The sequence below is a fragment of the Lysinibacillus piscis genome, from assembly GCF_026012395.1.
GTDB lineage: Bacteria > Bacillota > Bacilli > Bacillales_A > Planococcaceae > Lysinibacillus > Lysinibacillus piscis.
On record NZ_BRZA01000002.1, the window covers coordinates 113,100 to 125,360 of the forward strand.

General features: G+C 38.9%; 16 protein-coding genes. All 16 read left to right on the forward strand.

The annotated features are described in order from the left end of the window. Nucleotides 1-28: 28 nt before the first annotated feature. Nucleotides 29-853, forward strand: coding sequence for a BRO-N domain-containing protein (locus OPF91_RS06860; protein WP_264987993.1), 825 nt, complete (start codon nucleotides 29-31; stop codon nucleotides 851-853). A gap of 494 nt (nucleotides 854-1,347) precedes the next feature. Beyond that, the gene (locus OPF91_RS06865; protein ID WP_264987994.1) at nucleotides 1,348-1,599 is read left to right on the forward strand and encodes a DNA-entry nuclease; all 252 of its coding nucleotides are present in this window, start codon (nucleotides 1,348-1,350) and stop codon (nucleotides 1,597-1,599) included. Nucleotides 1,600-1,608: 9 nt separating this feature from the next. Then, nucleotides 1,609-1,848 carry a hypothetical protein gene (locus OPF91_RS06870; protein WP_264987995.1) on the forward strand — a complete coding sequence of 80 codons (240 nt, stop codon included), beginning with the start codon at nucleotides 1,609-1,611 and terminating at the stop codon, nucleotides 1,846-1,848. Further along, nucleotides 1,836-2,189: a hypothetical protein gene (locus OPF91_RS06875; protein ID WP_264987996.1), complete on the forward strand. Its 354-nt coding sequence runs from the start codon at nucleotides 1,836-1,838 to the stop codon at nucleotides 2,187-2,189. Before OPF91_RS06870 ends, OPF91_RS06875 begins: the two co-directional genes overlap by 13 nt. 347 nt (nucleotides 2,190-2,536) lie before the next feature. Beyond that, a complete protein-coding gene (locus OPF91_RS06880; RefSeq protein ID WP_264987997.1) occupies nucleotides 2,537-2,725 on the forward strand; it encodes a hypothetical protein in 189 nt (62 codons plus the stop codon). Next, nucleotides 2,725-3,006, forward strand: coding sequence for a YqaI family protein (locus OPF91_RS06885; RefSeq protein WP_264987998.1), 282 nt, complete (start codon nucleotides 2,725-2,727; stop codon nucleotides 3,004-3,006). The genes OPF91_RS06880 and OPF91_RS06885 overlap by 1 nt, the downstream gene beginning before the upstream one ends. Before the next feature lie 352 nt (nucleotides 3,007-3,358). Further along, complete coding sequence (locus OPF91_RS06890) at nucleotides 3,359-4,129, forward strand: PD-(D/E)XK nuclease-like domain-containing protein (RefSeq protein ID WP_264987999.1); 771 nt, start codon at nucleotides 3,359-3,361, stop codon at nucleotides 4,127-4,129. Nucleotides 4,130-4,173: 44 nt separating this feature from the next. Then, on the forward strand, nucleotides 4,174-5,100 hold the full coding sequence (locus OPF91_RS06895) for a DnaD domain-containing protein (RefSeq protein ID WP_264988000.1): 927 nt from the start codon (nucleotides 4,174-4,176) through the stop codon (nucleotides 5,098-5,100). Then, entirely contained in the window at nucleotides 5,039-5,890 is an 852-nt protein-coding gene (locus tag OPF91_RS06900; protein ID WP_264988001.1) for an ATP-binding protein, read from the forward strand. The genes OPF91_RS06895 and OPF91_RS06900 overlap by 62 nt, the downstream gene beginning before the upstream one ends. Before the next feature lie 22 nt (nucleotides 5,891-5,912). Beyond that, nucleotides 5,913-6,188, forward strand: a complete 276-nt coding sequence (locus OPF91_RS06905; protein ID WP_264988002.1) for a hypothetical protein — start codon at nucleotides 5,913-5,915, stop codon at nucleotides 6,186-6,188. Between the two features lie 2 nt (nucleotides 6,189-6,190). Then, complete coding sequence (locus OPF91_RS06910) at nucleotides 6,191-6,409, forward strand: hypothetical protein (RefSeq protein ID WP_264988003.1); 219 nt, start codon at nucleotides 6,191-6,193, stop codon at nucleotides 6,407-6,409. A gap of 72 nt (nucleotides 6,410-6,481) precedes the next feature. Further along, nucleotides 6,482-6,895, forward strand: a complete 414-nt coding sequence (locus tag OPF91_RS06915) for a helix-turn-helix transcriptional regulator (protein WP_264988004.1) — start codon at nucleotides 6,482-6,484, stop codon at nucleotides 6,893-6,895. Nucleotides 6,896-7,147: 252 nt separating this feature from the next. Then, the gene (locus OPF91_RS06920) at nucleotides 7,148-8,437 is read left to right on the forward strand and encodes a hypothetical protein (protein ID WP_264988005.1); all 1,290 of its coding nucleotides are present in this window, start codon (nucleotides 7,148-7,150) and stop codon (nucleotides 8,435-8,437) included. A 251-nt stretch (nucleotides 8,438-8,688) separates the two neighbouring features. Beyond that, nucleotides 8,689-9,630, forward strand: coding sequence for a hypothetical protein (locus OPF91_RS06925; protein WP_264988006.1), 942 nt, complete (start codon nucleotides 8,689-8,691; stop codon nucleotides 9,628-9,630). Nucleotides 9,631-9,851: 221 nt separating this feature from the next. Continuing rightward, nucleotides 9,852-10,802: a terminase small subunit gene (locus tag OPF91_RS06930; RefSeq protein WP_264988007.1), complete on the forward strand. Its 951-nt coding sequence runs from the start codon at nucleotides 9,852-9,854 to the stop codon at nucleotides 10,800-10,802. Next, nucleotides 10,780-12,246 (forward strand): phage terminase large subunit, encoded by a 1,467-nt coding sequence (terL, locus tag OPF91_RS06935; protein ID WP_309297416.1) that lies wholly within the window; start codon nucleotides 10,780-10,782, stop codon nucleotides 12,244-12,246. Before OPF91_RS06930 ends, terL begins: the two co-directional genes overlap by 23 nt. The last annotated feature ends 15 nt before the right edge of the window (nucleotides 12,247-12,261 follow it).

The following is a 12,261-nucleotide window of genomic DNA, read 5'->3' on the forward strand; positions in this document are numbered from 1 at the left end:
GTATATAACTTACAAAGGGGGTTTCATCATGAATCAATTACAAACATTCAAAGGAACTGGTGAATATCAATTATTTGAAGTTGCAGCGAAGGTAGAAGGTGGAACGATTTTATTTGAGGTTGAGCAAGTTGCTAAGTGCTTAGGTATTACTCAAAAGAAAAACAACATTGAATATGTTCGTTGGGAGCGAGTGAATGAATATCTTCCGAAAAATTCCCCAGAAGTGGGGAAAGGCTCTTTAATCCCTGAATCATTAGTCTACAAGCTTGCATTCAAAGCTTCAAATGAAGTTGCAGAGCAGTTTCAAGATTGGTTAGCGATTGAGATTATCCCATCTATTCGTCAAACAGGTAGTTACTCAATTGATACTACTCAGCTCAGCCCAGAGCTCCAAATGTTCAATCATTTATATAAGGCGATTGCTTCAACAGAATTGAAACAACGTGAACAGGCTATAAGGCTTGAAAAAATTGAATACCAGCAAAATGAACTTGAACGAGAACACGAAAATATTACTCAAATTGTTTTGCTCAGTCCAAATGAATGGAAGAACAAGGTAAATATTATGCTCAATAAAATCGCTTTAGCTCGTGGTGGTGGTGAGCAATATCGCTTAGTGCGAAATGAAAGCTATGAGTTATTAGAAAAGCGTGGTCATTGTCGTTTGAATATTCGATTAGAGAACCGTAAGAAAGAAGCGTTGGCACAAGGCATTATTTCAAAGGCGAAAATTGGGAAGTTCAAAAAAATTGATGTTATTGCTGATGATCCGAAGTTAGTTGAAATCTACTTAGCCATTGTCAAAGAAATGGCCATTACACACAAAATTAAAGTAGAAGGAGAGGGAGCCTAATGTGAGAAGTGATTGGCAAAAAAATTTTACTGACAAACGGATTTGTAATCGAAATGGGATAGTGTGCTTTATCAATCTAGTAGTAAGTAATGAATCTGATGGTAACGGATTACGCATTTGGATGTATGACGGTAGTGTGGAAGCACTCCGAGAATGGGATTAAAAACTAAATCCATCGGGCAAGTGTACGGACTAGGAGAGGCTAAGCTTAATAATCTCTCTACTAATCAAAAAGGTTTGGATAATGAACCTCTTATTTCAAATAGAAAGCCAATAGAGACACTATGTATTAGGGCATTAATCCAAAAATGCCGTAAGATGAACGTTTCATAAGCCATATCAGTAGAATCAAGCAAAAACATTTCTTGTGACAGTAGCTATTGCCAATTCGCGAGATACAACTGTAGTGGCATTATTTAGTACAGATGCGACAACGCAATTTTTGCAGACAGTACTGATATTTATCATGTTCATAAGCTAGGAAGGGAGTTTATATGGCAGAAGAAATAGAAATCACATATGACAAGTTTGGTCGGATGAACTACCATCCAGACTTTCACTTTGCACAGGATAAGCCATTCAGTGAATCAAATTTAGAGTATATTTGTAAATTTTATGAAGTTGACGATGCACGAACCATATCTTTTGCTATCGGAAAAACAGAGCAGACAATACGTGCAAAGGTTACTGAGCTTAAAGAGAATGGGTTATATGAATATTATAAAAATCGCAATAAATATTGGTAGGAGGTCTATATGAATCAAGCAAAAAATTTAGAGCTGGAAATAGCGATGAAAAAGGCATGTATTGAGGATTTATTAGTAGCTATTAACGTGCATAACCAGCGTGGCGAATATGCGTTAGCGGCTGACTGTGGACGCAAGATAAAAAATACAGCACATGCAATTGTTCAGATGCAGACACAGCTTCGGGACAATCGAAATTTCGGATATGTACTACAAAATTACAGGGGGAAATGTAAATGTGCAAAATAGAAATTACACAGGCAATTGCAGAGGCAGAAAAAGCTTGTCATCCAATTGAAATATCATTTTACATCCGTGAAATGGCATCTGTATATGGAAACCATTCATGCGTCAGATCAGCATGTCGAAAACTAGGCGATTTACTAATCGAAAATGGGTATGAATTGGAGGATGCTGTACAAATTTGCTTTGGCAACTTTGTAGTCAAACGAACACCAGTCGAGGAATTTAATTTCTTCTACAATAAGTATTCAGAATCCCCTGTTCAGTTCGAGCATGATTTTTTGAATGGCATGCTCGCTGTTACGAAGTGGTTTGACTTACCAGTGAAGGGGCGTGAGGATGAATGAAACGATGTAAGGTGAAAGGATGGGACAAGCTGTCGTTACAACAGCGCTTAGTAGTTACTGGGAAGTGGTGGTTTAGATGGTGAGGTGTCCTTTATTGCTAGTTGTTCTTGGTGCTACATTCATTATTGCTTGTTCACAATAAAAAAAGCTGCTTAATCGTTGGAGCGATTAAACAACAAATCCAGATTAGTCTAAGCATATTATAACACAAAATCAGACGTTGGCGAGTGTTGTACTTGCTCTCGTCAAGCAGCTTAAAAGAGCGTATAGGTTAGCGCGCATCCCCTCACTTTTAAGCTGCTTGATGGGAAGTCCATCACAAAAACAAATTGAAAGGAGGAGAAGTCTTGGAAACAATGAAAATTTGGGAAATCATCAAAGATTGTGCAAATGGTAGTTATATAGAGGGTGACGCATTTATCAATGAGCTAGGGCAAGAAATCTATTTTGATGGCCATAGCATTAAAGGTTTGGAGGACTTGAATCCGAAGTCTACATGGCAACATGCGACTTTAATTGAAAGAGAGGTGTCGTAATGGATGTCGAGAATCCAATGGTTTTAGGACGTATCGAGTACCCACAGCTCCGTTATCAGCCATGTGAGCCAGTTGTCAGCTTTGAAATGTATGACGATTTTGGCAGTTTGATCGTTTGCCATGATGTGTACTTTGTCATTGGGGACGCCATCGTACACATGGACAATATTAGCGACTATCTAGTTGCTGGCTATCAAGATTATTTGACTTATGAGATGGCAGATTTTGAAGTGATTGCCTACGTAGAACTACATTATGGTAGTGCTCATATAAAAAAATAGACCACTGCGGGAACAGTGGACCAAAAATAATAACTTTAGCGCCATTGTAGCGCATGTGGGAGGAAATTTCAATGAGCAACTTAAAGGAACAATTCCCACGTAACGTATTTTAGACACCTGTAGACAACCAGCACTAGCAAAAGCAGCCATGTATCAATAGCAAGCTCATTGACCTATGAGATGTATCCGAAAAAGTAGAAAATGACGGGGCGAGATATTTGCGTAGCTGTATCCTTGGTGTTATTCCTGATGACATCATCGACAAGACAGTCAAGTCATGAAACATTGGTAGGGAATCGAGCAGGTCCGTTAAAAGCCTTTAAAGAGTAGAACGAGCAAGAGGTGAAGAACGATGCAGCAAACGACGTTCCAACTGACAAGTAAAAATTACCACTCGAAAGAAGCCAATCAGCACTATATGAGTGTGTCACAGTTTAAAGCAGCTATACAATGTGAAGCAGCCATGATAGCGGAGCTAAAGGGCGAGTTTATTCGTCCTCTCTCTCCAGCTATGGCGGTAGGCAGTTATTTACATGCTGGATTTGAAGGCAATGAGGCGTTCTGCACTTATTTACAGAATCATCATGACAGCATCTTTAACATGAAGGGCAATAAATACGCTGATTATCTGAAAGCTGATGAAATGATGGAAACCGTTCGCAATGATAAATTTTGCATGTTCGCCTTAGATGGCGAAAAAGAGGTCATCATGACAGGTGATTTATTTGGTGCTGAATGGAAAATCAAAGTGGATAGCATTCATCACCAACAAGGGACTTTCACAGATCTTAAAAGTATACAAGCGTTTGATAAACGTCACTGGAGTGAAAAATATAACGCTTATGTGTCATTTATACAAGCTCATGACTACATTCTGCAAATGTATGTCTATCAGGAAATCATTTTTCAAAATACAGGGCGTTACTATGATCCGTATATCGTGGTAGTCACGAAAGAAACACCACCTGATAAAGCCATCTTACATTTCGATAGCGCACGTTTTGGCTTTGAGGAGGAGTATGTGCAAACGATGTTACCAAGTATATTAGAGGCGAAGCAAGGTATTAAAAAAGGGCATCGCTGTGGCAAGTGTGCTTATTGTCGGGCAAATCAGCAATTATAAGCACCATTCGAGACTGAATATTTACTAGATTAGGGGGCATCAACATGGCAAAAGCAAAATTCAGAATGGTACACACCACATTTTGGAATGATCCAACGGTATCGGAAGAAATGACACCAGAGGACAAATATTTCTTTCTGTACTTACTGACAAATGAGCACACAACGCAGATTGGTATTTATGGCATATCGAAAAAACAAATGGCCTTTGAGACAGGCTATTCAATAGAAAGTATAAATGCTCTCATGCAACGATTTACAGAGCATCATAAATTAATTCGTTACAATGCTGTCACACGTGAAATAGCGATAAAGAACTGGGGCAAATACAACTTTAATAAGGGTGGTAAACCTGTATTAGATTGTGTGACTTCTGAGTTGAAACAGGTGAAAGATATTGAGCTCATTCCTTATGTAGTGGAGGGCATTAATAACGAACCAATCAAAAAAATATACGAATTGTATTACGAATCGTTACACGTTACGTCAACAAGTCGTGACGAAACAGAGCCAAAAGTACCGCAATCCAATAATAATGTACCTTCTGACGATACGCCTACGATACGTGGACAAGACAAACAAAAAGAAGAACAAGAAGAACAAGAAGAACAACAAGAAGAACAACAAGAAGAACAACAAGAACATCCATCTGTTCATCATTCATCTGATTTTGCTAGATTAGTTGCATTTACTAATCAAAACATTACGCCGGTTCTTCCGACAATTGCGGAGTATCTCGGTTACATCTTGGACGAGTTTAAAGATATTGAATTAATTCTAGCAGCATTACAAAATGCCGTTTTCAATCATGCACGAAACAAAATCAAATATGCAGAGAGCACGCTGATTAATTGGAGAAAGGATTTCATCACAACATATCAACAGCTAAAAGCAAGGGAGGCACAATCATATGCAGGCCATAGGAACGGTGATACAGGAGACGATGGCTACAAGGTTGACTTGGGCTTCTGAATATTGCTTTAAGCATGATGAAAAGAAATTCCCAGCAGGTATTCAGATGCTAGAAAGAGTGAAAGGTTCTGGAGAATTTGAATGTCCTATGTGTTTTAGGGAAGCCAATAATAAGGTGTTAGAGCAGGAATATTCGGAGTTGAAGCAAGCGCAAGAACAACTGGCCAAGTTCAACACCCTTTCAAAACGTAGTGTAGTGCCCGACAAAACCATTTTAAATGCTCGCTTCAATACCTATCATCTCAAGGAAGAGGAGCATGAGGCACGTACAAATGCTCGATTAATGGCTCAATATGCGGATGAAATTAGTAATGGACAAGTCTTTAATATTTTTTTGAACGGCACACCAGGCGTCGGAAAATCACATTTGAGCTATAGTTTGTTGCATCGAATTAATAACAATAGTGACAAGATGAAATCCTGTTTATTTATAGATTTTGACCAGATGTTACGTGAAATACGAGCGTCCTATGACAATCCAGATAGCCTATACACGGAATTTTATTTTGTCAAATTGTTAAGTGAAGTGGATGTATTGGTTTTAGATGATTTGGGAGCAGAGATTGGGAATGAGCATACAACTAAAAAAGCCTCGGACTTCATAGGGCGTATCCTACGAGCTGTCACTAACGCACGACAAGATAAAGTAACCATTGTCACAACAAATCTTTCAGGAGCCAAGCTGAACAGCATTTATGACCACAAAACGCTGTCAAGGTTGAACAAAAATGCACGAGTCATCAAGTTTGTTGAAACCAAAGATAAGCGTCGAGTGGATTTCGGATTTTAAAAGTGGATAGGGAGGACTAATTATGACGATTCAAATACCGACAGCAGCCCATTTACGAGTTGTTGCCAAGCAGGGCTATGCTGACTATTGCAAAACAGTGTTAGAAGGACCGTTGTTTAAGAGGGTGTTACGAAAAATCGATGAAGCCGCACAGATAGGCGGTACAAGCTGGGAGTATCAAATGCAATCAGATGATGAACAACGAGAGCTAAAAGTGATTGCACAGAAATTAGAAGAAGTAGGCGGGCTTGCATGTATCTTTAAAATCGGCTATTTCGCTGTTAGTTGGGAGGAATGAGTATGGCAGCCTTTGCAGACAGATGTGATGAACAATACCACATTGACCAAATGATACTTCATGCACAACTTTACGGCAAATACGGCTATAAAGAAAACGAAATCGGCTTTTACCAGCACATCGAAGTACTACGTCAGCGTTGGGGGTTAGCTACTTATGACGAGGCAATCGACTTTGCAGAACACATCGTTATGTTAAAACAGGGCGATAAGGCTTCGTAAAGAAGGAGCAGGTATGGCTAGACTTAAAGAATGAGCACCTAACAGCATTAGAACCACATAGGAGGGCAAACGATGTTAAAAGAGAAAAAATCAACTATTACACCAGATATTTTAGATGAAATGATTACTGACTACCATTGGATGGTTAATGCCATTAAAGAAATGCGTGCTGAAATGGTCGTTGGAGCAAAAACATCGCAATACGGAATCGAGGCTACACTGCCCAAGGCGATAGGTGGTGTAGGTGATCCAATCATGCAAGAGGCTATTAGACGCTCCCGAAATATTAAACGAATTGCAGAATATGAGGAGAAGTTATTGGAGGTTCAAAGACTAGCTGAACGTGTGACTGATGATAGGGAAGTACAAGTATTAAATTGGATGTTAGATGGTAAGAGTAAGAATTGGATTTCGAAAAAAATGGGGATTAGTCATACTCATATTAAGAACATTAAAGAAAATATTATTAAACAGATGGTGAAATGATTAGAGATACTTTCAATACTTTCAAAAGTTTCAATACTTTCAACATTTTGTGAGAATAAAAATATTTTGTAAACTTGGAGATAGATCGGTGCAGTAAGCTTTTTCTCCCTTGATATTTATAAATGACGAACTATTAGGGACAGACCGATCTGCGTCAAAAATGATAAATGGGGTGGTCATCAAATTTTTCGCTTTGCATCATGAAGGTTTTATAGGAAGACAAATAAAGATAAAATTGGAGGAACACTATTTATGACAAATCTTAACACAGTTTCAGAAGCGATTAACTTATTCGAACAGTACTTCCCAGCAGGTTTAAATTACAATTCAGGATTAGATCAAATTACTAAACCCCGTATTCGTCCAATTGGCGAAACGAACTCAATGCGCTTAGGCGAACAGTTACAATTTTTAGGTGCATTACACAATCAAGTACCTTCGACGAATACAGCACGTCAAGGTCGTATTGAAACTGAAATTACTAAGGTACTTTCAATTCTTGACCTGGAAGGCTACCTAAACGTTACAAACAGCGAAAATAACAATTACTTAAATGAATCATTCGCTCTTATGGGCTTATCCATTATTAAGGCTGGTACAGCTTATCCAAAATTAAGTGGACCGTCTAAACAAATTGTTGATAATGGGTTAACTAATTTAGTTGCATTTGCTAAGAACAAACTTACTGTTGAATATAGTAATGGTGGTACTTGGGGAAATCGAGTTCCAACCGTTTACACTGAATACCAAACAGGTACCAAAATTAAAGTGCCATTAATGAGTTTAAACAGTACGTCTATTCTTATTGGCGCATTGGGAATGTACGAGAACCTAATTGCAAAATCACAAGGCTCATCTGATTTAATCATCAAATTCTGTGATGCTTTACTTGGCTTTGAAAATCAAGTTAATAATGGTGGCTATTATACGATTGGTGGTGGCGTAGTTGCTCCAAGACGTTTATTCGGTTCAGCAGGCTATAACTCAGTGGTAGGGCAAGCTTTATTCTTAGGTTACAAAGGTTTAGCACAAAAACCGTTTACTGACACGCCTGTTTCAACGAATAAATATCAAGGTGCAGGTGAGCGAATTGCTAAGTTCTACGAAACGATCATTGATAATCGTGGCATTCGATTAGACGAATTTCACAACTCTCAGGGTATTCCAGTAACAAAGGCTATGCTTGATGCTGCAATGAGTGCAGCCGATTCATCAAACTTCAAAGCCGATCCAGATTCTACGAAAGCCCAAGCACGTTATAACGAAGCTACTGCTTTAATTAATACACCTGCACACGCTCAATCATCAGCGTACCTTTATTCATTAGCATGGGGAGCACCAATTGCATTTTTACAAAAGTTAGATAAGCTTGTGGTTCAAACAGGAGAAGCTAATCCTAATTTAGCAGGCGTATCGGCTATGCGTGCGGTTGTAAATGCTCCAAACAAAGAAAATTCTCGTATTGCAGCTACTGGTCGAATCTTAACAGGTTTCGCTGCGTTAATGATGCGTGGAGTTGCCACTATTACTGATGGTCATTAAAAAGTAATAAAGTATCACTAAAAAGAGGTGGGTCTTAATTGACTTTCCTCTTTTTCTATTATGCCGAAGTGAAGGCATAGGTAACCACATAGCATCGTTTTTATTATGCTTTGAAAATACATCTGATTGCATTACAAGGTCCTTAACCTGCAGCTATTGGTAAGTTACAGAGCGTGACTGCAAAAAGAATAGGGAATGATACCTAATTATGGGTGTCGTTTTTTTATTCTTAAAATTGAGGAGGAATTGAAATGGAAAATACATTCAAACAGGAAAATTTACAATCTTTATTAGGGGGAAAGGAGATTAAGCATGGAACAAATCCAAACAATCCATTAGGTACAACAAAGCTGATAACGGATGGCGATAGTACAACTGGTTTTCTCTTGAAAAAGGAAATTATTAGTGCAACTGTATCTGATTTTTTAATCTATGATTTTGAAACACCGCAAGTTATTGATAAATATAAAATTTATATTGAAAACTATAATGGTCAGTCGGTATATCTCGTTTTCCTTGATGGAAAAGGAGCTGTCTTATATTCACAAGAAGATAGACTTGTGCCTGGAGATCATCAAATTTATAGTCTTCCGAAAAGAATAAGTGATGTAAAAAAAGTTTATATTTATAATTCTAATGGAAGTAGCAGTGGGTCGGATTATAAGGTAATAGAATGGGATTTATATAAAGACCCTTCTTTAGATTTCAATTTAGTGGCTACTGCTGAACGTAATAGCATTACTTTAAACTGGAATGAAGTTAATAATGCTACATCTTATACGATGAAGAGAGCATTAAAATCAGGTGGGCCACACGAGGTAATTGCAACTGATGTACAAGGTGGTATATATATTGACAATGCTGTTGAATATGAGAAAACATACTATTATATTGTGACTGCGGTTAATGCTACAACTGAGATAGTTAATTCAAATGAAGCATCAGCTATGATTAGTAAGTCAAAACGAGCAATTTTGAGAGTCACTTTAATGAATGAAGTCATGAAGGAATATGATCTTTCTGCTCAAGAGTTAGAGGCTTTTATTGATTGGTATAATGCTAGAACCAATGGAACGGGACTAGAAGAATACGCATTTGAAAAAACATGGAATATGGGACCATTTACTAAACGCACTGAATATGTAATCTACAGTAAAATTCTTATGTTTGAAGTTGATGAATATTTTATTTGAATGTAAGTAGTTTTGAGGTACCTTTTTACTAGGGGCCTTTAAATATTGAGCAGTTATACAGTTAATGCTGATGGTATTTGTAAGGTGGACAACACAATTGAAATGGGTCATTCATGAGTAAGGTATGGCTTTTTCTTAAAGCCTTAGAAATAAATAAAACAAAGTAATTAGCATAAGAGAGGTGATTGAACAACAAATGTTGGAGGTGGTGATTATGAAACATGACTAGAGCAAGAAACCCAAGACGTGACAAGGCCTATGATATTTATAAAGCCCATAATGGTGAGATAAAACTCAAAGATATAGCAGCGCAATTAAATGTATCCGAAAGCACTGTACGAGGGTGGAAAAATAAAGATGAATGGGACGAACGTCTAGAGGCAGAATCGAATGGAATGCGTCAATCAAAATCTGAAAAAAACATGGAATATTCTGTGAAAGAGAAATCGGATACCGAAGCAGCTGTACAGTTCGAAATCGTTCCAAGTGACAGTCTCAACAGTCAGCAGTTGCTTTTTTGTCTGTACTACACAAAGTATTGGAATGCCACCAAAGCATACCGAAAAGTATACGGTTGTGACTACGCTTCAGCTATGAGTAGTAGTAGTCGATTGATAAAGAATGACAAGGTACAGAAGGAGATTCGTAGATTAAAAGCAGAGCTAGCTAACGGTATTATGCTTGATGCACGTCAGGTACTTCAAAAATATGTTGATATTGCATTTGCAGACATCACAGATTTTATCGATTTTTCACAAGTCGAGTCGTATGCTACTGAAACAACAGTCACGACTGATGAGGATGGCAACGAGGTACAAACAATCCGTACGGAGCCATTCACGTATACCAAATTCGCTCTGCGTCACTCAGATGAAATTGATGGCACGCTTCTTACGACATTATCAAAAGGCAAGGATGGCGTGTTTAAAGTACAACTAGCTGATAAGATGGTCGCACTCAATATGCTAGCGAAGTATACGGATTTGCTGGATGAAAATACACGGAAGCAGCTACTAATCGAGCAAAATAAACTGAACATTAAAAAGACCCATTCGGAGATTGCTAAAATCCGTGCAGAGACAAAGGGTAATGCTCACAATCAACGTAGCGTGGATTTAAGTAGATTAACACAGGAGGAGCTGAGAGCACTTGCTGCAAGGAATAAGCGATGAGACATTAGATACATTAGCATATGAAGCGGAATGTGAGCTTGCGCGGCAAAATTATCGTGATTATGTTGAATTTGTACATCATGGACACTACATGCATTTTGCACATACGGAGCTTGTATGCAGCGTGCTACAGCGCATAGCGGATGGAGAGCACCTCTCTGTATTAATTGAAATGCCACCACGTCACGGCAAATCTATGACGGTGACAGAATCATTCCCTAGCTATTACCTAGGACGTAATCCAAATAAGCGTATTATCACTGCTGCCTATAGTGATGGCCTAGCCAAGAAATTTGGTCGATTGAATCGCAATAAATTCAATGAGTTTGCTTATGAATTATTTGGTGAACAGCTATCCGTATCGAATGCAGCCGTTAAAGATTGGGGTGTCGAGGGGAAAGCTGGTGGAATGATTGCTACAGGGATTGGTGGCTCTATCACTGGGCATGGTGCGGATTTAATGATTATTGATGATCCAATCAAAAACATGAAAGAAGCGATGTCCCAAACGATACGTGATGCTGTATGGGATGAATGGGAAGCCACCCTTTCAACCCGTCTACAGGGAGATGCGTGTTCGCTTATTGTTATTATGACGCGCTGGCATGAAGATGACCTCATCGGACGATTGCTTGTCCGTAGTCCACGTAAATGGATAAGGTTGCGCCTGCCAGCGATTGCAGAAGATGAGGACGATTTATTGAATCGTGCATTAGGAGAGCCGCTATGCCGTGAGCTTGGCTATGACGAAAAATGGGCAACCAATAAAAAAGCAGAAGTTGGCTCACGCACATGGGCGTCATTGTACCAACAAAGACCAGCTCCAGCAGGTGGTAACATCTTCAAGCGTGAATGGATTCGTTATTATGTGCGCACGGAGGAACAAAAACGTCAGTGGGGCTTGAGTGATGATGTGATTGTTCTCCCGACTCATTTTGATAAAGTAGCTCAATCATGGGATTGTACGTTCAAGGATACGTCTACCAGTGATTTTGTAGCGGGTGGTGTGTGGTCACGAAAAGGAGCGCACTATTTCCTGTTAGACGTGGAGCATCGCCGTATGGGGTTTGCAGATACGATGAAAGCAATTCGTGCTATGGCTGATAAATGGCCACAAGCACGGAGCAAGTACATTGAGGATAAAGCAAACGGTTCAGCCGTCATCGAGATGTTAAAAGATGAAATTAGCGGTATTATAGCTGTTAATCCTGATGGAGGAAAGGAGGCACGCGCACATGCGGTGTCTCCTTTGTTTGAAGCTGGTAATGTTTATTTGCCACATCCAAATATATGCTCATGGGTTGAGAATGTAATAGAAGAGCTTGTGTCATTCCCTAATGCTGCACATGACGATTTCGTGGATATGACGACACAGGCACTGAATCAATTGTATACAAATAACACGAACCTGCTTGACCGATTCAAACAACAGGCAGGATATTAAGGTAGGTGATAAAGA